Here is an 18,481-nt window from a genome sequence, read left to right on the forward strand (position 1 = left end):
CGGCCAGAAGGAAGGCCCAAGGGGTTCTAAGCTCTATTCCCCCGAGGTCCTTGGGTCTGGCTCCGAGGGCGAGGGCGAGGCCGATTCCGAATAGAGTTGCGGCAAGGTAGAGCGTGATAGGGGTCCCTCCTTTGCTTGCAGATAAGCTTCGCGGTCGCGCCACAAGGGGTTCGCGTGCCAAAGCTGGGTGAAGAGCTTGACCAGCTTGGGATCAAACTGGATGCCGGAAAGGTCCTGGATTTCCTTTAGGGCCTCCTCCGAGGGCTTGGCCTTGCGGTAGGGGCGGCCTGCGGTCATGGCCTCGTAGGCGTCGGCCAGGCCCACGATGCGGGCCTCCTCGGGGATCTCGTGCCCGGCAAGCCCCTTGGGGTAGCCGCGGCCGTCCCAGCGCTCGTGGTGGTGGAGGATTACGTTATAGACCAAAGGGCCGAAGGCCACCTTTTCTGCGGGCTTAAGGAGCTCCACCCCCTTGGTGGTGTGGCTTTGCACAATCTCGTACTCCCGGGGGGTGAGCTTATCCGGCTTCAGGAGGAGGGCTTCCGGAACGCCGATCTTGCCGATGTCGTGGAGCCGGGCGGCCCGGTAGATCTCTTGGGCCTTGGCCTCGTCCTGGTACAAAGCCCGCGCCATGTCAGAAGCAATGTCGGCCACGCGCTCGGAGTGCAGGCGGGTTTCCTTTTCCTTGGCCTCCAGGGCGTGCATGAGGACTTCTAGGGTGGCATCAAAGGCCTGCTCCAGCCGCACCTTCTCGTCCCAGTAGAAGCGGCTATAGTAAAGGGGTATCAGGAAAAAAAGAACCGTCCAGCCCCCCCAGCCGCCCAGAAGCGGGGTTTCGTAGGCCCGGGCTAGGAGGAGGGCCAGGGGGGAGAGGAGGAAATAGCTGACCGTAAGCCAACCGAAGTTTTTTCTCCATACCTCCCTTAAGGGGGTGCCGCTGGCCAGGTGGATAACCAAGGAGACCAAAGCGGTGTTAATCAAGAAGAAGGTGGTCGCCGCCAGGGCTATGCCCACCCCCGCGCTCAGGTCCAGGGTTCCCAGAAAGAGGCGGTTAGCCTGGAAAAACTGCCAGACCAGGGCCGCGGCCAGGGTGGCGAGGGCGTCTTGGGAGCGGTTGAAGAGCTGCTTGTACCAGGTATTGCCGCTATATTGGAATAGAAATACCCAAAGGGGGGCAAGCCAGGGGGGGGCGAGGACCACCAGGGCCAGGGCGAAGAGGAAAAGGTGGCTCATGCTGGCGTTTAGGGGCAGGCGGATCTCCACCCGCACGCTCCAGAAGACCAAAGCCGCCCAGAAGAGGAGGTCAAACCAGCTTAGGCCGGCTGGGGGAAGGCGGAAGCCGTAGCTTAGGGCCAGGTACCCTTCCAGGACCACGAAGCTGGCGAAGACCGCAAGGATATAGGCCAGCACCCGGGGTGGGGGCAGGTCCAGGCGGCGGAGCTTTTGCAGCATACTGGCCTAAGGATAGCACAAGGCCCCCACCCGGGGGCCAAAGAAAAAACGGCCAGCTTGTGGCCGTTTTTACTGCCAGTGCGCAGAAGCCCCTGCCGCCAGTCCCAAAGCCACCAGGGAGCCGAGAAGCGCCAGAACCTTAGCGATCAGCTTCTTCATCCTCATCCCTCCTTTTCGAAGCTTCCGGGGGGTTGGCCCCGTTTGCTTGTTTTTCACTTTAGAGGGGTTGGTCAATACTGTCAAGAGGGAAAGAATAGGTATGGAAAGGGAAAAAATAGCTATTGCCTCAACATTTTCTGGATGTATTCAGATTTTTACTACCCAGCTTAGCACATCCCTGGCCAGCTGGGTAGTACCCTGTTGGGTGAGGGGGAACCTTCCGGGTTTGGGGGGAATACAAGGCCTCAAAAAAACAAGGCGACTGCGGGGCCTAGGCCCTCACAGTCCACCAATGCACCAGCTTGAACACACCCCGCAAATTTCACCGGCAATACCCTAAAATAAAGGTTCTCTGCGCCGAAAAATGCTCTATCCGAATACCCACCCGGAATCTAAAGGGGTTTCCCGCAGGTTCCCACCTCCTTGGCCTTCAGTATAGCAGGCACAGCTAGGGGGAGGATGGGAGGAAGCGGAAGTTCTTGCCGCAAGGAAGCCTTAGGGGGTATTTGGGAAGGTGTCATGCTGGGGTGCTCCTTTTGCTACCATAAGCAAATGCGCATCCTGGCCATAGATCACGTACAGATCGCCATGCCTCCGGGTGGCGAAGAACGTGCACGGGCCTTTTACCGTGGGGTGCTGGGGCTTAGCGAAGTCCCAAAGCCAGCCAACCTCGCTCACCGGGGTGGGGTGTGGTTTGAGGAGGGTCCGGTGAGGATCCATCTGGGGGTGGAGGAGGAATTTCGTCCCGCCAGGAAGGCCCATGTGGCCTTGGTCACCGACGATCTAGCGGCGGTGGTGGCCCGCTGCCAACAAGCCGGGTACCCCGTCTTCAGCGACCAGCCCCCCTTGGAAGGCTATCGCCGGGTTCACATCCTGGATCCTTTTGGGAACCGCTTGGAGATCATGGAGATTGTGGCGGAGCCCGGTTCGTGACCTCCTCCCACCCCTAAAGGGTTGGGCTTTCCCGGCGGGTGCTCGTAAAGGGACCGTTGCCGCTCCGGGTAGGCCTCCAAAAGATTCCCGCCCTTAGCTAGGGCGGGAGCCTTTGCCACCTGAGTGGTGCCGAGGGGCGGAATCGAACCGCCGACACTGCGATTTTCAGTCGCATGCTCTACCAACTGAGCTACCTCGGCCTGGCGGCCCCGACGGGACTCGAACCCGCGATCTCCCACGTGACAGGCGGGTGTGTTAACCAACTACACCACGGGGCCTTGGGTTGTTGCCGGGTCGGGGGCGTCCGACCGGGCACTTAGGATGATAGCCGGGGGAAAGGGCGGTGTCAAGCTTAAGCTGGAGCGAGGTCTTCGCCTGCCACCGGACCCGGAAGGGAATAGGAAAGCGGAGCCTCCTGGTGGACCGGGGGGAGTCGGGGTACCGGAATGTGTTCTTGCCCGATGGCCGCATCCTCTACCAGGGCGAGGGTAAGCGGGGAAACCAGGAGCCCATGGGGGGAAACCTGCGGCTACTTCTGGCCCAGCAGGAGGGTACCCCCTTCAGGATTTTCCTCCGGGAGCGGCCCGGTCTTTGGCGGGACCTGGGGTGCTACCGGGTGGAGGGGCACCGGTATGCCCTCCTGCCTGAGGAAGGCCGGTGGGTGTACTGGTTCACCCTAGCGCCTTGTGAATGCGAAGAAGGCCTTTAAGGGTTAAGTCCTCATCCACCACGTCAAAGGAGGGGCAGAGGTCCTTAAGGGTTTCCGCAAAGCCGCCGGTGGCGATCACCAAGGCCTCCCCGGCTTCCATCTTGAAGCGGCGCACCATCCCCTCCACCAAAGCGGCGTAGCCATAGACCAAGCCCGAGCGCAGGGCATCCAAGGTGTTCTTGCCCACCACCCGGGCGGGGGGGACCAGGTCAATGCGGGGGAGCTTGGCGGTGCGGGCGGCCAGGGCGTCGGCGGCGGTCTGGGGGCCGATGGTGATGGCCCCGCCAAGGTAGCGATTTGGGGCTTCCACCAGGTCAAAGGTGGTGGCGGTGCCGAAGTCCACCACGATGTAGCGCCCCGTGGGGCTTTCGTAGCCCAAGGCTCCCACAGCGTTCACCAGGCGGTCGGTGCCGGCTTCCTTGGGGTTGTCTATGCACACCTCCAGCCCCGTGGCCTCGGCGTCCACCACCTGGGCCTTGATGCCGAAAAGCTTCTCTATGGCCTCCTTCATCTCCCGCTCCACCGGGGGCACCACGCTGGAGAGGAGGGCGGCCTTGGGGGGAGGGAGGTTTTCCAGGGCGAAGAGGTTTTGCAGCACCACCCGGTACTCGCTTTCCATGCGCATCCGGTCCGTATGGATGCGGAAGTGGGCGATGAGGTCCTCCCCGGAGAAGACCCCCAAGACGGTGGAGGTGTTGCCGATGTCAATGGCTAAGAGCATGGGGCTAAGCTTGGCCTTCCTGTCCCTCTTCCCAGGGTTCCAGCACCACCTTGACGGTGATTTCCGCATTGAGATTGGCGGAAACGGAGCAGTATTTGGTGTGGGAGAGGTGAGCGGCGCGCTCGAGGGCCTCCAAGGTGACGTTGGGTCCGGAAGCGATGTGGGTGATGGTGATGTGGGTGTAGCGCTTGGGATGGGTTTCCGCCCGGATGCCCTCCACCTCCACCCGGTAGCGGGCCAGGGGTTGCTTTTTCTTCCGCATGATGTCCACCACGTCGTAGGCGGTGCAGGCCCCTAGGGCCATGAGGAGGAGCTCCATGGGGCGGGGGCCGGCGGCGGGCTGGTCCCCGTCGATCATCACCTTATCCCCTTGTTCGTTGATGCCCAGGAAGCGGTGGCCTACCAGATGGTGGATCACAACCCTCTTGGTCATGAGCCGGATTTTACCAGGCTTTCATCTATCCCGCTAGAATGGGCGTAGATGCGGGTATTCCTCCTGGTTTTCGCCTTGGTATGGAACCTGGCCTTGGCCTTTCCCCGGGTGGGGGTGCATGAGGGCTTTACCCGGTTGGTCTTTGACCTACCCAAGGGGGATGTACAGTACAGTCTTTCCCAAGAAAACGGTCAGCTTGTGTTGACCCTAAGGGGGGTGAAGGCAGCCTCCTTGGACCAGGTGGTGAACTCGGCCGAGGTGGTCTCCGTCCAGACCATTCCGGAAGGGGAGGGGGTGCGGGTAGTGGTACGCCTAAAGGGGCCGGTGGAGGCCAAGGTGGCGCGCTATGCCGATCCCGAGCGGTTGGTCCTAGACTTAACGCTCAAGAAAGAGGCCGCTTCCCCAGCCAAGCCCGCTTCGGACCCCCCCCGCAACCGACCCCCCAGGCCTCCCAAGCCCGTGGTCTTGTTGGACCCGGGCCACGGGGGGGTGGACCCGGGGATGAACGGGTATGTGGTGGAGAAGGAGGTGGTTTTGGATGTGGCTCTCCGCCTAAAGCGCCTTTTAGAAAAGGAAGGCGTAGAGGTACGCCTCACCCGGGACCGGGACATGCACCTTTCCCCCGACAAGCGGGAGGACCTCTCCCGGCGGGCTTCCATGGCCGATAGTTCCCAGGTGAACCTTTTCGTCTCCATTCACGTGAACGCCAGCCCCACCCGCACCGCCCAGGGGGTGGAGGCCTTTTACTTTGGCCAGGCCCAGGACTCCCGCATCCTGGCCCAGGTGATCCGGGAAAACGGTGGGGGGGAGCTGGGGCGGCGCCTGACCCAGGAGGCCCGCACCGTGGCGGAGAGGATACTTTCCGACATCGTGGCCCAGGCCAACCAGCGCTACAGCCAGCGCCTGGCGGAGACCTTGGGGCGGCACCTTTCCCAGGCCACAGGGAGCCCTTACCGCGGGGCCTTCCCGGGCGATTTCTTCGTGCTTCGCTATGCCAAGGTACCCGCGGTCTTGGTGGAGATCGGGTTCGGGGACCACCCCGTGGAGGGGCGGAGGCTCGCCGACCCGGCTTACCGGGAAAAGGTGGCCCAGGGGCTTCTTACGGGTATCCTTACCTTCTTGGCCAACGGGGCCTATGCCAAGTGAGGGTTCATCTGACCAGGGATTAGGGGCAGGGCTGGGCCTTTAGTTCGGCCACTCCTTTCCAAGAGAGGGGTTTCCAGGAAAGGGGAAGGGGAAGCGCTTGGGACTTGAGGGGCTGCCAGGGGAGTTTGAGCGCCTCGAGGCGGTAGGCCAGGGCCTCCCCCTCGGATCCCTCCAGGTTCAGGAAAAGCCCCTCCCCCTGGAAGAGGGAACGGTAAGAATACCCGTAGGCAAAAGGGGGGTCCAGGGCGCGCAAAGAGGCCATGGGACCCCCGCCGTACCGAAGGCCTGGGTCCCTTCTGGAGGGGCTGCCTTGCGAGCCGAGCCAAAGGCCTTGTAGAACCCCCTCCACCTCCGCTTCCCCTACCAGGAAGGACCCCCGCCAGGCCCGAAGGTAGTCAAAGCCGGGCCGGCGGAAAAGCTGGGCCTCACCCCGCAGCAACCCCACCCAGTCCAGAAGAAGCCCTTCCGAGTCCCCTGCCACCTCTAACCGCCCCACCGCCCCCTTTTCCCCCAGGAAACGGAGGTAGTCGTTTCCCGGCCAGCCGCTTTGGTAGCCATAGGCCCACCCTCCGGGGCGGGCCAGCGGAAGGCCCAGGAGGAAGCCGTCAAATCCTCCTTTCCCTTCCACCCGCCCCACCAGGAAAAGGACGCCATGCCGGTACAGGCCCCCGTAGGCGTACCCCTGGCCGGGGAGGGGAAGGCGCCAGGCCCGTTCCTCGGCTAGGTCCAAGACCAGGGCTTCCCAGCCCTTCGGGCCCAGGTGCCCTCCCCAGGCGAAACGGCCATCCGTGCCCCAAAGGATTCCCTGGCCTCCCGCCTTGGCCCAAAGGGGCTTTCCCTTTTGGTCCAGCCCCACCTGAAGGAGGGCTTTGCCCACATGGCCCACGGCCAAATAGCCATCCGGGGTACGGGCGAGGCCGTAAAGGGCGGAGTTCTCCTCTTTCGCCAAGACATGGGCGCCGCTTTGCGCCACCACCAGGGCCCGGTGGCCCCCTTCCACCAAAAGCCTTCCCGTCGCCACCTCTCCCAGGCCCGCAAAGAGGGCGGAGCCCAGGAGGGTGGAAAGCATTAGGCAAGCGGCCATTTAAAAGGGAAAGTTCTCCAAAGCTTCCGTCGCTGAGGAGAAGCGCTCCTTGGGGGACTTGGCCAGGAGGCGTTCCAAGTAGGCCTGCTCCGGGAAGGTGAGCCCAGGTATGGGGGGCACGGGTTCCTGGAGGTGGCCGAGGAGGACCTCCTCCGGTCCCCCCACGAAGGGGTGCTCTCCGGAGAGGATCCAGTACAAGATGACCCCTGCAGCGTAGACGTCGGCCTCGAGGCCAGGGCTTTGCCCCAGGACCTGTTCGGGGGCCAGGTAGGGAAGGGTACCGACCCTCAGGGGCTTCTTAAAGGCCTCGAGGGCCGGCCCCGAGAGGTCAAAGTCCACCAACCTGGCCTCGTCCGTTCCCGCCACAATGATGTTTTCCGGCTTCACGTCGCGGTGCACCAGGCCCTTGCCGTGCATGTGGGCCAGGGCCATGAGGAGCTGGCGGAAGACGAAAAGGGCCCGATTTCTGCCGGGCCTACGGAGCATCCAGCGCCCCATCACCTCCCCGGGGGCGTAGGCCAAGAGGAGGGCAGGGCCTTCCTCCAGGTCCAGGCTCTCCAGGACCGGGTTGAGGTTAGGGTGGGAAAGCCTTTGGCCCACCCAAAACTCCCGGTTGCGCCTGGCCTCGGCTCCCCGGGGGAAGACCTTGAGGGCGTAGGGGGTGCCATAGCGGTCAAAGGCCAGGTAGACGGTGGCCAAGGCCCCTCGGCCCAAGGGGCGCACCACCCGGTATCGGTTCAAAAGGACCTTCCCCGCCAGGCTCACCGCCTCCACTATATCCAGCCCTCACGTCTTTCACCCAGAAGCCGTTAGGATTTGGGCGTGCGCGGCTTGGCGCTATCCGGTGGGGGGGCCAGGGGGCTTGCCCATATCGGGGCCCTCGAGGTCTTCCTGGAGGCGGGCTTGGAGTTTCAGGTGGTGGCCGGGAGCAGCATGGGGGCCATCGTGGGGGCGCTCTACGCCGCAGGCAAGACCCCGGCGGAGATGCTGGCCATCGCCCACAAGACTCCCTGGCTGGGGCTTTTGGGCTTCTCCCCCAGGGAGGGGATTTTTTCCCGCAAGAAGCTCAAGGATTTCTTGGCGGAGCACCTGCCCGGGCGTTTTGAGGAGCTTAAAAGGCCCCTGGCGGTCACCGCGGTGGACGTGGTCTCGGGGCGGCTTCTCTTCCTCACCCAAGGGGACCTGCCCAGCGCGGTTTTGGCCTCCGCGGCCTACCCGGGGCTTCTGGCCCCGGTGGAGCGGGAGGGGCAGCTTCTTTTTGACGGCGGGGTCCTGGACAACCTTCCCGTGGATGCCGCCCGCTTCCTGGGGGCCAGGGAGGTCTATGCCCTGGACGTGACCCCCGAGCGCCGGGTGGAGGAGGCCCCCAAGGGGCTTCTAGCCCTGGCCCGGCGGGCGGTGGACCTGATGCAGCTTCACCTTACCTCGGTGCGCCTCACCCTCTATGCCCCGGAGGTGTACGTGAGGCCCAGCCTGCCCGGGGTGGGCATTGAGGACTTCCGCCTTTTGGAGGAGATCGTGGAGGCGGGGCGCAAAGCAGCCAAGGAGGTCGTAGCCAGTAAAGTAGGAGGGGTATGAAGGCGTTTTGGGACTATCTGTTTCGGGAGTGGTTCCGCCAGGTGGGGGAAGCCCTTCTGGTGGCGTTTTTGGTCACCACCTTTGTCTTCACCACCGTGGGGGTAGTGGGGCAGAGCATGTTTCCCACCCTGCAAAACGGGGAGCGGGTATTGGTTCCCAAGTGGGAGACCTGGCTGGTGCGCTTTGGCCTGATGGAGTGGAAAAGGGGAGAGATCGCCATTCTGAAACCTCCCGAGGGTACTCCCAACGCCACCGCCCGCTTTCCCATCCTGGGCTTTAGCTTCAGGGCCTTCTTCATCAAGCGCATCGTGGCGGTGCCGGGGGATGAGGTCTATGTGGAGCGGGGGGTGGTGTACATCAACGGCAAACCCCTGGACGAAAGGCACATCACCGACCGCATCGCCCCCTGGCCCGACTCCTTCCCGGGAGTGTGCTACAAGGACGGGCGCATGACCCGCCTCCTCACCCAGCAGGGCGATTTTTCCGTGGAGCTTCTGCCCGCCTACCTACGGCCCCTTAAGGAGATGCTCCTGCCCCCCTCGGAGGAGGTCTTGGCCCGGAGCCGCCTCACCGAGGCCTGCGAGGTGGGGCGCATTCGGCTCAAGAAGGGGTATTACCTGGTCATGGGGGATAACCGCACCTTGGGGGGTTCGGAGGATTCCCGCACCTTCGGCCCGGTGCCCGTGGAGGCCATCGCTGGCAGGGCCAGCTACGTGTGGTGGCCCATCTTCGTGCGGGATGAGGGAGGGCTTCGCCTGAACCTTAGGAGGCTTTCCCCGCCTCCCGCCTACCAACTGCCCTGAAGCACGGCCACCACCAGTCTCCCAGGGCCATGCACCCCCTTCACCATCACCTGGCCAATGTCGGCGCTTTTGGAAGGGCCGGAGTGGAGGCCTAGGGCGCTGGGAAGGGCTTTCAGGTCCAGGAGGGCCTCGAGGAGGCTAGGGTAGATCCGCCCTTCCTCCACCAGGACCAGGTGGACCGGGGGGAGAAGCTGGGCCTTCCGGCCGTCCTCGGAGGAGAGGGCCACGGTGCCCGTTTCCGCCACGGCAAAAAGGGCCCAAGATACGCCTAGGGGGGCCTCTTCGGGGGGAAGCTGGGGCAGGAGCCGGAAGGAGGCGGGAACCCCCCTTCCGTAGGTGGCTCCGGGATGTCCTTGGGAGAGCTCCCAAATGAGCTCCCTTGCCCTTTCTTCCTCCAGGAGGTGCCCTTCAGCCCCGTTTTCCGCCAGGCGCTTTAGGAAGAGGTCCAGGGGGTTTGCCGAGGGAGGGGAGTGGGGATGTTCGGGAAGAAGGGCCTTGGGCCGTTCCTTGAGGGTGTGCCCGATGCGGCTTAGGATGCGGGTTCTAGCGTCCATCCTCCTCCTCCAGTTCCTTCCAAAGCTCATGAAAAGGCCGAGGGCTTGGCTTGAGGGGGCCCCGCCCTTCCGTCCAGGCGCGGAGCAGGGGAAGGAGGTGCTGGGGCAGGGGGAGGCCCCTTAGGGCCTTGGAGAAGAGACGGTAAAGGGCTGGATTTTCCATCACCATCTGGAAGACCCTCATGGCCCCCTTCTCCCACGTGGGGGCGAGGCCCCTTTCCACCGCCCTATGGCGCCAGGTGAGGAGGAGCTTGGGGATGGGGATCTTCACCGGGCAGGCCTCGTAGCAGGCCCCGCAGAGGGTGGAGGCGTAGGGGAGGGGGTAGGCCTCCTCGAGGCCCAAAAGCCCGGGGTCCAAAACCGCCCCGATGGGCCCCGAGTACACGTAGCCGTAGGGGTGCCCCCCGGTTTGGCGAAAGACGGGGCAGGCGTTGAGACAGGCCCCGCAACGGAGACACCGCAACACCTCCCAGGCCTCGGGGTCGTGGAGAAGGGCGGTGCGGCCGTGGTCCACCAGGACCACGTGCACCTCCTCTGGGCCCTCCTCCCCCTCTTTCGCCGGGCCCTGGATGAGGGAAACATAGGTGGAAAGCCGCTGCCCCGTGGCCGCCCGGGCGGTGAGGGGCAGGAAGAGGGCAAGGTCGGCAAGCCGGGGAAGGAGCTTTTCTATGCCCACAAAGGCCACGTGCACCTTGGGAAGGCTGGTGGAAAGGCGGATATTCCCCTCGTTTTCCATGAGGACCAGGGTGCCGGTTTCCGCCACCAGGAAGTTGGCCCCGCTGATGCCCAGCTCGGCGGTGAGGAAGGCATCCCGCAAGACCTTCCTGGCCACGGCGGCCAGGGCCTCAGGAGGAGCGTCCAGGGGGGTGCCGAAGCGCTGGTGGAAGAGCCTTTGGATGTCGGAAAGGGCCAGGTGGATGGCCGGGCCCACGATGTGGCTGGGGGGTTCGCCGAGAAGCTGGATCAGATACTCCCCCAGGTCGGTTTCAAAGACCTCCACCCCCAGGGATTCCAAAAGGGGGTTTACCCCAAGCTCCTCGGTGAGCATGCTCTTGGCCTTCACCGCCCGCTTCACCCCGTGCCGGACCGCCACTTCCCTCAGGATGCGGTGGGCGTCCAGGGGGTCTTCCGCCCAGTGCACCTGGACCCCGTTTTCCCTTAGGCGCTTTTCCGCCAGCTCCAGGTAGTGGTCCAGATGGGTGAGGAGGTGGTCTTTCACCCTCTTGGCCCTTTCCCTAAGGGCCTCGGCGTCTATTTCCCCGTAGGCCTTCTTGCGGCCTTCCTCAAAGTGCAGGGTGGCCCCGGTGACCGCTTCCCGCACCCCGGGTTTTTCCCTTAAGAGCCTGGCTGCCTCCTTGGGGTAGAGCTTGGCCTTAGCCTGCATACGCCTCCCATAAGAGGGTGGCCAGGGGAACCACCCGCAGGTTTTTTCCCTGTTTGCCCATTCGTCCGGAAAGGTGGAGGAGGCAGCCTGCGTCCGTGGAGGTGAGGACGTCGGCCTGGGGTAAGGTGGAAAGCTTGCGGTCGGCCATGGCCAGGGAGACCTCGGGGAGCTTCACCGAGAATAGCCCCCCAAAGCCGCAGCACTCTTCCGCCGCCTCCCAGGGCAGGACCTCGGCCCCGGCGTTCTGCAAAAGGCGAAGGGGTTCCTCCCTAACCCCAAGCTCCCTGAGGGCATGGCAACCGTGGTGGTAGGCCACCTTTTTGCCCTGGAGGCCGTTTCCAAGCTTCTCTACCCCCAACACCCGCACCAGGAACTGGGAGAGCTCGTAGACCTTCTCCGAAAGCCCCAGGGCTTCCCCGTCCCCGGGAAGGAGTTCTGGGTAGTGGTTTTTCACCATGCTGGCGCAGCTTCCCGAGGGCAGGACCACGTACGGATATTCTTGGAAAATATCTATGGTTCTTTGGGCCAGGGCCCGGGCCTCGTTCCAATGGCCGGCGTTGAAGGCGGGCTGGCCGCAACAGGTTTGCCCCTTGGGAAAATCCACCTCCACCCCCAGGGCCCGAAGAAGGCGTACCGCCGCTACCCCGGCTTCCGCATAGAACTGGTCCGCCAGACAGGTGATGAAAAGGGCTACCCGCATCCCTACCCATCCTACCGGTTTTCCTAGGGAGGGTGCGGACGAGGCGTGTGTGGCCTTGGGTTCTGAACCCGGACAAACACATGTGAGACTCTGGGCTGGGATAAAAAGAGGGGGACCGACTCCGGAAGGAGGCCCCCCGAGTGCAGCTTACCACGGTTGGCAAAGCGATCTGGCGAGGAGCGAGGAAGGCCCAGGAGCTGGAGATGGCGGGGGCCGGCGACCCCCTGGTCCAGGAACGGCTGCGCAAGCTCAAGCAGGTGGAGGCGTTCAGGAAGCACGGGGTGAGCTGGCCCGAGATCCAGGCCCTGGTGGGGATCAGCCGGGCCACCTATCACCGCTGGCGGAGCAGGCTCAAGGACGAAGGACTTAAAGGCCTTCTTCCGAAACCCAAACGCCCCAAACGCCTACGGCGGAAGGTGCACTGGACCTCCGAACTCCTCATCGCCACCGAGGACTTGCGGAGACAAAACCCCACCTGGGGCCGCTGGCCCATCTGGTGGAGCTTGAGGAAGGGAGGTTTTGAGGTCAGCGAGCGCACCGTGGGCCGCATCCTCGCCCATCTGGAAGCCAGGGGGCGGGTGGAAAGGGTGGCCGCCTTCCTGGCCCGGGCGAGGCGGGGCAAGGGGAGGCCAAGACCCCAGAGGCCCTACGCCCAGAGGAAGCCCCGGGGATACGAGGCCAGGGCGCCCGGGGACCTGGTGCAGTTGGACACCCTCACCGTGACCCTAGGGCCCGGGGAGGTGGTCAAGCACTTCTCGGCCCTGGACCTGGTCACGCGCTTCTCCCTGGCCCAGGTGCACACCAGGGCCACGGCCAACCTGGCGGCGGGATTCCTCTCCGCCCTCGTGACCAAGGCCCCCTTCCCCATCCGGGCCGTCCAGGTGGACGGGGGGAGCGAGTTCATGGCCGAGTTTGAGGAAGCCTGCCGGAGCCTGGGAATCCGGCTCTTTGTGCTGCCCCCACGGAGCCCGAAGCTCAACGGGCACGTGGAGCGGATGCAGCGCACCTTCCGCGACGAGTTTTATACCCTGCCCTTGCCAAGGGGGCTTGTGCGCCTGCAGGCCGAGCTGGACGCTTATCTGGCGTACTACAACCACCGCAGGCCCCACATGGCCCTGGGGGGGCTGGCGCCCCTGGAGTTCTTGGCTAAAATGCAAGCGGAGTCGGTCCCCCAGTCTCAGATGTATTGACCGATTACAAACTCTTGACACGACCTCAGACCAGGATATATAATGATAGAAAGGAGCGTGAAAAAACCATGAGCGCACCGACCAGGGATATTGGAATTGTTGTTAGTAAGGTTGGCGAGCTGGCGGTGACGGGGCTCCCATGCTTCATGTACCATGACCCCTATCACGAGCGCTTTGTCAACTATATCCGCTTACTGGTGGCCCAGAACCTGCCTGTTCTGGTCCGTCTGCATCCGGGGTGGAACTACCCTATGGAGGAGGACATCCTCCGGAAGGAAGTCGACCGCACTGGGCACGCGGTGCTGGTGGTGGGCTATGACGACGCCGCCGAGGAATTCATCCTTCTCGACCCGTGGGATCAAAGCCACTGGGGGGGAAGCAGGGGCGGAGAGTGGCGTATCGGCTACCGTGAACTTGGCCTCCTTGCCGTGGACTGCACTAGAGACGCTGTGATTACCGGTGTCTTGCCGAATGTGGAAATCCAGTTCGACGGCGTGGATGCACTCCAATGCAACGTCACGTATTCTTGTCCCGAGCCTCTCTTCCGGACCTTTATTGCAGAGGAGGCATTCCTGACGCTGACCGTGCCAAAAGGCTTGCAGCTGGACACGGACGGGGACCAGATAAGCCTTGGCCAGCTGCAGCCGGGGGAAACACGCTCCGTGGTTATTCCCGTGATCTTGGAAGACCCTGTAAACGGCGAGATTACGGCAGAGATTGATCTTGTCATCCGCTCCCTCTGGTTGCGAGACTGGAAGGAGACCATCCGGGTCGTCTCCCGTCATCGTATCACTGCTATTGAGCGGGCCATGGTCTAGCCAGGTAGCGCATAGCCTTACCGTATCCCCTATTCCGTCATCTCACGGAGGCCATGCTTCCTCAAACACTAGCCTCTGCGGGGGCGTTTTATGCATAAAGCCATCGCCACCTTGAAGGCCTTGAAGGCTAGGTTAGGGCTAGTACTTCTCACCCGAGAACTCCCATTCTCGTACTTTTTCATCAGCAGGACCCTGTCCCGCATTGGCGAGAATGTATTCTCCATCGCCGTCCCGTGGCTGGTGTTTCAGCTGACGGGCAGCACCCTACAACTCGGACTGGCCTTTGCCCTCCAGGTTGTCCCTTCACTGCTGCTAGCTCCCTTTGCTGGCGTTTACGTGGACGCCGCTTCCAGAAAAAGAGCGATGCTCGTTTCGGAGGGTTGCCGGGCACTGCTCGGTCTGGCTGTGACTGGGCTGTCCCTCCTGGGTAGCCTCCAGGTGTGGCACCTGTATCTCGCGGTGGTGGCCCATGCGGTCACCGCCAGTTTTCTTACCGTGGCAGCCGGGGCTGCTATTCCGGCCCTCGTGGACCAGGTTGACTTAACGCGCGCCAACGCGCTCATCAGGTTGAGCCGCAACCTGTGCGACATCTTGGGCAAGGTCATGGCCGGCCTACTCTTGGCCTGGCTGGGCCCGGCGTACACGTTCCTGGCGAATGCCGCCTTGACTTTCGCGTCCGCGGCTCTGTTGTTGCCGCTCCGGGGCATAGACGGGGGATCCCCAGTGGTGCGGGGCTGGCGGCCAAGGGTACTACAGGACTTTGTGAGTGGAGTGGGTATCCTGCGCCGCCACAGCGCGGCTGTGCTTGCCATGGCGGATCTGGTGGTGATCAACGTCGGTATTCCGGTCCTGGCAATAGCCCTTCCCGTCATTTCTGAAGAGGTCCTGCGCCAGGGTGCCGCTGGCTATGGGCTCCTCACCGGAGCGATGGCGCTCGGGGCCATCGTTGCCACCCTGATAGCCGCTCTGCTGGTCGGACGCATGGACGAGGGCCGATTGTCTGGGCTTGCCACGGTCCTGTTCGGCCTCCTGGTTGTTTCCCTGGGCTTCGTGAGGGCACTGGAGTGGGGGCTGCTGGCGATGACGCTTATCGGTCTGACGGCCGAATTGGTTTCGGTCTACACCTCCAGCATTCTGCAGCGGACCCTTCCTTCGGATGTCCTGGGCCGGGCCTTTGCTGCCCAGTTTACGGCCCTACGGATCGTCCCCGCGGTCGTGTTCCTGAGTGCCGGTTCTGTTCTCCAAACGTTCGGCGTGCAAACGTTCTTGATCGTGGGGGGTTCTATAACTGTTCTCATCGCGGCGCTCTTGCTCCAGCTCAGGGTGCGGGGTGCGCGAGAGAAAAACCGATGAGGTGGGGTTCCAATAGGGCCATCCGGGTTGGGGAGAGACTGCGAGGAGAAGCTACAAAGAGGAGGTGATACAAAGATGAAGCTGCGGTGGATCCAGTACATCCAAGGAGTCCCACGGTATCCTGTTCTGGCTGGCGACAAAGTCATGATCGTGGCATATAACCGGACGGTACACCAGTACGAGGTGATGGCCTGCCGCTCCCACGACGGGGAGCTCAGGTGGAAGTTAGCTCTCCCTGCCGGCGGCTACGGACGTCCAGCAACGGACGGATCGAGGCTTTACATGCTCTGGGGCCAGTCCGGGTTGGCTGCCCTAAACGTCGAGAACGGAGACCTGCAGTGGGCATGGAAAACACCGTGGCGGATCAGGAGCGGCCCGGTTCTTTTTAAAGACATGGTCTACCTATGTGCTGGAGACTCTATCATCGCCGTCAACAAAGAAGATGGGCGGGAAACACGAAGGTTCCAGGTGGGGCGAACATTTCTGTTCGGCAACCCCTGCGTCTCCCTTATTGACTCCCATCCTTTGTTGTTTGTCTTGGGTGCGGAACCGTCAAACAATTACCTGTACTGCGTCTCCCTAGACGACACGGGAGCACCCGTCAGTCTTGAGTGGAAACGGCCAATTGGTAAGACCGGAGTTGTGTCGTCGGAAACGGCCGGACCTGCCGTGGGCGCCGACCGTATCGTGATCGGATCGCTCGACGGCACAGTTACCTGCTTCGCATGCGCCACGGGGCAGGTATTGTGGACAGATCACGTGGGGGAGGTCACGATTCGCAGCGCTGCCTTTACGGATGGGGAACGTGTCTACGTCACCACACTCGGGGGCTCCATTCTCGCTTACAGCCTGCACACGGGGGCCCGGTTGTGGGAGCGGCAATTGTACGCGGAGGGGATCTGGGCCCCTCCAGCCCTGGCGGCTGGACTTCTGATCGTCCTGGGTGGTGGTGTCCTCGAGGCCATCGACCCGTCCAACGGGTCGTCCGTGGCACAAGTTGCGGTGGGTCATGGCCCCTACTCCGCCCCCGTTCCCTCCGGAACTCATGTATTCGTGGGCGGTGGGGATCCCCCGTTCACGGGCTATCTCTTCGCGGTGGACCTGGCGGTGGCCGATCCCACCAGCATGGCGGACCAAAACCTCGCCGATCTTGAAATCCAAGCTAACGATTGGGAAATTCAGATTTCCTTCCGGGTTCCACCTTTGGTTACAGACCTCTGGCTCGATGGACGGCCCCTGGGGGCGGATGCGGTGATTCGTCCTGTTCGTCGGGCAGATCGGGCTTACTTTCGCATTGCGCTCGCCCCCGGCAAGCGCATCGGAAAGTACGCCCTCCCTGTGGCACTGTGGCGCCAGGATAAGCTCATCTGGAACACGATTCTCGTCGATCTCGGAATGAACCGTGGGCCTACATTGGGGTTACCTCAGCAAGCGCGGGTCTCACATCTCATCTTTGAGCCCCAGGCCGAGCCAACTGCCAGCGGTGCTGCCGCGTTGTCGATGCTGCTTGGGCATTTTGGGCTGAAGGTGTCCCAGCAGCACGTCAAGGAGATGGCGGACTATCTGGTGGAAACGTGGCAGGTGGACCCACACCACAAGTGGTCTGGCGTGGCAATGCGAATTTCCCACGCAGGCGCCCGCGATGTGCGAGCTAAGAAGCCGTCGTAAAGGTCAACGGGAAAACTCGCCTCGATTTTACATGGCCCCTAGGATCCGCTTTTACCTCCCCCGCCCTCAGCCAGGCCCTTAGCCCCTGCAGTAAGCCCATCACCCGGGTGTCCACCAGAAGGCTCAGGCCCAGGGCGTGCAGGTAGATAGGGAGGCGGTAGATGGGGTAGAGAGAGACTTCCTTCCCCAGCGCCTCCGCCACCCAGCGTTGCAGCTTGAGCCCCGTCCACAAGCCGCCTTCAGGCGGGAGGCCTTGGCGGTAGATGAGGGCCTGCAGAACCCTCTCCCGTTCTTCTGGGGTCAGCTTTGGCGGTTGTCGTGCCTCCTATCCGGGAGGGCCTCGAGGCCCTCCCGGTTGTAGCGGGCCACGGTGGCGCAAACCCAGCGGGAGGTATGGAGGGCGATGGCGGCCACCTCCTGGGCGGTGAGGCCCTGCTTGGCGTGGTACGCCGCCAGAGCCTTCTTGATCCGTTGCTGGAGCTGGGGGAGGGTCAGGTGATCAACGACGGTCATGGGGGTAAAAAGGGTATCACCTACCACGCCACCCAGGCCTGGGCCCAGGATCTCTTTCCCGAGCCCCCGCCTTCCCACCAGTCCCTGGTCTGGTTTGCCCACCGCTACCTGGACGAGGCCATGCTGGAGGCCCTACTGCAAAAGCTCCGGGCGAGACCTGAGGAAAGGCTTTCCCGGGAGGATGAGGCGGGCCCTTTCGCCTAAGGGACACCACGGGGCTTCCCTACCGAAGCAAGGACCGCCTCCCCCGGTGGCGCAGGGGACAGGAGGCGCGGCGGGTGCGAGGGCATGGGAGGCTCTGGGCCCTTGCCCGATGGTGGAGGGGGCTAAGGCTTCTGGTTCTGGAGGGGGTTTGGGTGGGGCCAGGGTATGCCTCGGACCCCCGGCTTGGGCCGAGGGTTGCGGCGGTTTGGTCGGGAGGGTGGGGTGCTTTTGGGGGACGCGGGATTTGACGGGGAGGAGGTTTGGCGGGTGGTGAAGGGGCTTGGGGTGCGGCCCCTGATCCGGTTGCGGGAGAAGGGGGAGGTCCGGGATGCAGTGCGGCGTTGGGCGGCTTTCCACTGGGAGGATGCGCTGTATCGGTTTCGTGGAGTGGTGGAGGGGGTGTTTGGGGGGATGAAGAGCCGGTGGGCCGGGGGCTACTTGATGGAGCGCAAGCCCTCTTCGGCGATGAAGCGGATCTTCCTGGAGGCCATCGCCTATGACCTCCGGATCCTCCTTACCCTCACCCCTGTTCCCAAGGGGTTCAAGCCAATTTACTAGGCAAGCCCAGGGGGCCTGAGCCCGGACAGAAACATGTGAGACTCAACATGTGAGACTCTAGAGACCCGGGATGGGATAAAAAGGAGGGGGACCGACTCCGAAAGGAGGTCCCCCAAGCGCAGCTTGCCACAGTTAGCAAAGAGGTCATAAGAGGGGCCAAGCTCGCCTTCCAGCTCGCCGAGGCTCAAGCCGGCGACCCCAAAGTCAAGGAACGCCTGCGCAAGCTCAAGCAGGTGGAGACCCTACGCCGCCACGGGGTGGACTGGGAAGAGGTCCAGGACCTGGTGGGCCTCAGCCGGGCCACCTACCACCGTTGGAAGAGGAGGCTCAAGGAAGAGGGGCTCAAGGGTTTGGTCCCCAGGTCCAGGCGCCCCAAACGCTTGCGGCGGAAGCGACACTGGACTCCTGAGCTTCTCCTGAAGGTGGAGGCTTTGAGGAAGGAGGGCTTTGGGGTGACTCAAAACTTGCACTTATCCATCCCTCTCAACCCTATGCAACCGGGGCACTTGAAAAGGGCTGCGGGT

General features: G+C 63.2%; 18 protein-coding genes, 2 tRNA genes and 3 pseudogenes. 12 read left to right on the forward strand and 11 right to left on the reverse strand.

Annotated features, from left to right (window positions below; all coding sequences use genetic code 11):
- Positions 1-33: 33 nt before the first annotated feature.
- Positions 34-1,449 carry an HD-GYP domain-containing protein gene (locus L0D18_RS04385; protein ID WP_243027613.1) on the reverse strand — a complete coding sequence of 472 codons (1,416 nt, stop codon included), beginning with the start codon at positions 1,447-1,449 and terminating at the stop codon, positions 34-36.
- A 711-nt stretch (positions 1,450-2,160) separates the two neighbouring features.
- Between L0D18_RS04385 and L0D18_RS04390 the strand changes: the two genes are divergently transcribed.
- On the forward strand, positions 2,161-2,541 hold the full coding sequence (locus tag L0D18_RS04390; RefSeq protein WP_243027615.1) for a VOC family protein: 381 nt from the start codon (positions 2,161-2,163) through the stop codon (positions 2,539-2,541).
- A 124-nt stretch (positions 2,542-2,665) separates the two neighbouring features.
- Here L0D18_RS04390 and L0D18_RS04395 read toward each other — a convergent pair.
- Both L0D18_RS04395 and L0D18_RS04400 read right to left on the reverse strand, forming a co-directional pair.
- Positions 2,666-2,741 (reverse strand) — tRNA-Phe (locus L0D18_RS04395).
- Between the two features lies 1 nt (position 2,742).
- A tRNA-Asp gene (locus L0D18_RS04400) sits at positions 2,743-2,819 on the reverse strand.
- A 65-nt stretch (positions 2,820-2,884) separates the two neighbouring features.
- Here L0D18_RS04400 and L0D18_RS04405 point away from each other — a divergent pair.
- Complete coding sequence (locus tag L0D18_RS04405) at positions 2,885-3,250, forward strand: SRA domain-containing endonuclease (RefSeq protein WP_243027616.1); 366 nt, start codon at positions 2,885-2,887, stop codon at positions 3,248-3,250.
- On the opposite strand, the gene L0D18_RS04410 is transcribed toward L0D18_RS04405, so the two are convergent.
- A complete protein-coding gene (locus L0D18_RS04410) occupies positions 3,213-3,971 on the reverse strand; it encodes a type III pantothenate kinase (protein ID WP_243027617.1) in 759 nt (252 codons plus the stop codon). The genes L0D18_RS04405 and L0D18_RS04410 overlap by 38 nt on opposite strands.
- Positions 3,972-3,975: 4 nt before the next feature.
- The gene (locus tag L0D18_RS04415; RefSeq protein ID WP_243027618.1) at positions 3,976-4,404 is read right to left on the reverse strand and encodes an OsmC family protein; all 429 of its coding nucleotides are present in this window, start codon (positions 4,402-4,404) and stop codon (positions 3,976-3,978) included.
- Between the two features lie 48 nt (positions 4,405-4,452).
- Between L0D18_RS04415 and L0D18_RS04420 the strand changes: the two genes are divergently transcribed.
- The gene (locus L0D18_RS04420; protein ID WP_243027619.1) at positions 4,453-5,550 is read left to right on the forward strand and encodes an N-acetylmuramoyl-L-alanine amidase; all 1,098 of its coding nucleotides are present in this window, start codon (positions 4,453-4,455) and stop codon (positions 5,548-5,550) included.
- A gap of 19 nt (positions 5,551-5,569) precedes the next feature.
- Here the strand turns inward: L0D18_RS04420 and L0D18_RS04425 are convergent, their stop codons facing one another.
- Positions 5,570-6,619: a hypothetical protein gene (locus L0D18_RS04425; protein WP_243027620.1), complete on the reverse strand. Its 1,050-nt coding sequence runs from the start codon at positions 6,617-6,619 to the stop codon at positions 5,570-5,572.
- 15 nt (positions 6,620-6,634) lie between these two features.
- On the reverse strand, positions 6,635-7,408 hold the full coding sequence (locus tag L0D18_RS04430) for a serine/threonine-protein kinase (protein WP_243027621.1): 774 nt from the start codon (positions 7,406-7,408) through the stop codon (positions 6,635-6,637).
- Positions 7,409-7,456: 48 nt separating this feature from the next.
- On the opposite strand from L0D18_RS04430, the gene L0D18_RS04435 reads away from it, so the two are divergent.
- Positions 7,457-8,212, forward strand: a complete 756-nt coding sequence (locus tag L0D18_RS04435) for a patatin-like phospholipase family protein (protein WP_243027622.1) — start codon at positions 7,457-7,459, stop codon at positions 8,210-8,212.
- Positions 8,209-9,015 (forward strand): signal peptidase I, encoded by an 807-nt coding sequence (gene lepB, locus L0D18_RS04440; RefSeq protein WP_243027623.1) that lies wholly within the window; start codon positions 8,209-8,211, stop codon positions 9,013-9,015. Before L0D18_RS04435 ends, lepB begins: the two co-directional genes overlap by 4 nt.
- Here lepB and L0D18_RS04445 read toward each other — a convergent pair.
- Genes L0D18_RS04445 through L0D18_RS04455 form a run of 3 tightly spaced genes read right to left on the reverse strand, consistent with a single transcriptional unit; the run spans position 9,000 to position 11,653 of the window.
- Complete coding sequence (locus L0D18_RS04445) at positions 9,000-9,569, reverse strand: LutC/YkgG family protein (RefSeq protein WP_243027624.1); 570 nt, start codon at positions 9,567-9,569, stop codon at positions 9,000-9,002. The two genes, lepB and L0D18_RS04445, sit on opposite strands and share 16 nt — an antisense overlap.
- Positions 9,559-10,953, reverse strand: coding sequence for a LutB/LldF family L-lactate oxidation iron-sulfur protein (locus tag L0D18_RS04450; protein WP_243027625.1), 1,395 nt, complete (start codon positions 10,951-10,953; stop codon positions 9,559-9,561). The genes L0D18_RS04445 and L0D18_RS04450 overlap by 11 nt, the downstream gene beginning before the upstream one ends.
- Positions 10,943-11,653, reverse strand: a complete 711-nt coding sequence (locus L0D18_RS04455; protein WP_243027626.1) for a (Fe-S)-binding protein — start codon at positions 11,651-11,653, stop codon at positions 10,943-10,945. The genes L0D18_RS04450 and L0D18_RS04455 overlap by 11 nt, the downstream gene beginning before the upstream one ends.
- Positions 11,654-11,793: 140 nt before the next feature.
- On the opposite strand from L0D18_RS04455, the pseudogene L0D18_RS04460 reads away from it, so the two are divergent.
- The 4 genes and pseudogenes from L0D18_RS04460 to L0D18_RS04475 all read left to right on the forward strand — a co-directional run.
- Positions 11,794-12,863 (forward strand): annotated as a pseudogene (locus L0D18_RS04460) (integrase core domain-containing protein); the annotation flags it as partial.
- A complete protein-coding gene (locus L0D18_RS04465; protein ID WP_148228655.1) occupies positions 12,840-13,661 on the forward strand; it encodes a C1 family peptidase in 822 nt (273 codons plus the stop codon). The pseudogene L0D18_RS04460 and the gene L0D18_RS04465, both read left to right, overlap by 24 nt.
- 90 nt (positions 13,662-13,751) lie before the next feature.
- On the forward strand, positions 13,752-15,014 hold the full coding sequence (locus L0D18_RS04470) for an MFS transporter (RefSeq protein ID WP_028493939.1): 1,263 nt from the start codon (positions 13,752-13,754) through the stop codon (positions 15,012-15,014).
- A gap of 75 nt (positions 15,015-15,089) precedes the next feature.
- A complete protein-coding gene (locus L0D18_RS04475; RefSeq protein WP_038032562.1) occupies positions 15,090-16,682 on the forward strand; it encodes an outer membrane protein assembly factor BamB family protein in 1,593 nt (530 codons plus the stop codon).
- Between the two features lie 300 nt (positions 16,683-16,982).
- Here L0D18_RS04475 and L0D18_RS04480 read toward each other — a convergent pair whose 3' ends face one another.
- Complete coding sequence (locus L0D18_RS04480) at positions 16,983-17,195, reverse strand: helix-turn-helix domain-containing protein (protein WP_015717267.1); 213 nt, start codon at positions 17,193-17,195, stop codon at positions 16,983-16,985.
- On the opposite strand from L0D18_RS04480, the gene L0D18_RS04485 reads away from it, so the two are divergent.
- The 3 genes and pseudogenes from L0D18_RS04485 to L0D18_RS11880 all read left to right on the forward strand — a co-directional run.
- Positions 17,178-17,399, forward strand: coding sequence for a hypothetical protein (locus L0D18_RS04485; RefSeq protein ID WP_015717266.1), 222 nt, complete (start codon positions 17,178-17,180; stop codon positions 17,397-17,399). The genes L0D18_RS04480 and L0D18_RS04485 overlap by 18 nt on opposite strands.
- Positions 17,387-17,957: pseudogene (locus L0D18_RS04490) on the forward strand (transposase); the annotation flags it as partial. The gene L0D18_RS04485 and the pseudogene L0D18_RS04490, both read left to right, overlap by 13 nt.
- Positions 17,958-18,103: 146 nt before the next feature.
- Positions 18,104-18,400: pseudogene (locus L0D18_RS11880) on the forward strand (helix-turn-helix domain-containing protein); the annotation flags it as partial.
- Between the last annotated feature and the right edge of the window lie 81 nt (positions 18,401-18,481).

Origin of the sequence: Thermus albus, from assembly GCF_022760855.1 — a bacterium.
Lineage (GTDB): Bacteria > Deinococcota > Deinococci > Deinococcales > Thermaceae > Thermus > Thermus albus.

What these genes read in the sequence shown, in the direction of transcription:
- L0D18_RS04475 (WP_038032562.1), top strand. Translation starts at nt 15,090, where the DNA reads ATGAAGCTGCGGTGGATCCAGTACATCCAAGGAGTCCCACGGTATCCT.
- L0D18_RS04455 (WP_243027626.1), bottom strand. Translation starts at nt 11,653, where the DNA reads ATGCGGGTAGCCCTTTTCATCACCTGTCTGGCGGACCAGTTCTATGCG.
- lepB (WP_243027623.1), top strand. Translation starts at nt 8,209, where the DNA reads ATGAAGGCGTTTTGGGACTATCTGTTTCGGGAGTGGTTCCGCCAGGTG.
- L0D18_RS04415 (WP_243027618.1), bottom strand. Translation starts at nt 4,404, where the DNA reads ATGACCAAGAGGGTTGTGATCCACCATCTGGTAGGCCACCGCTTCCTG.
- L0D18_RS04445 (WP_243027624.1), bottom strand. Translation starts at nt 9,569, where the DNA reads ATGGACGCTAGAACCCGCATCCTAAGCCGCATCGGGCACACCCTCAAG.
- L0D18_RS04390 (WP_243027615.1), top strand. Translation starts at nt 2,161, where the DNA reads ATGCGCATCCTGGCCATAGATCACGTACAGATCGCCATGCCTCCGGGT.
- L0D18_RS04410 (WP_243027617.1), bottom strand. Translation starts at nt 3,971, where the DNA reads ATGCTCTTAGCCATTGACATCGGCAACACCTCCACCGTCTTGGGGGTC.
- L0D18_RS04425 (WP_243027620.1), bottom strand. Translation starts at nt 6,619, where the DNA reads ATGCTTTCCACCCTCCTGGGCTCCGCCCTCTTTGCGGGCCTGGGAGAG.
- L0D18_RS04480 (WP_015717267.1), bottom strand. Translation starts at nt 17,195, where the DNA reads ATGACCGTCGTTGATCACCTGACCCTCCCCCAGCTCCAGCAACGGATC.
- L0D18_RS04420 (WP_243027619.1), top strand. Translation starts at nt 4,453, where the DNA reads ATGCGGGTATTCCTCCTGGTTTTCGCCTTGGTATGGAACCTGGCCTTG.
- L0D18_RS04470 (WP_028493939.1), top strand. Translation starts at nt 13,752, where the DNA reads ATGCATAAAGCCATCGCCACCTTGAAGGCCTTGAAGGCTAGGTTAGGG.
- L0D18_RS04450 (WP_243027625.1), bottom strand. Translation starts at nt 10,953, where the DNA reads ATGCAGGCTAAGGCCAAGCTCTACCCCAAGGAGGCAGCCAGGCTCTTA.
- L0D18_RS04385 (WP_243027613.1), bottom strand. Translation starts at nt 1,449, where the DNA reads ATGCTGCAAAAGCTCCGCCGCCTGGACCTGCCCCCACCCCGGGTGCTG.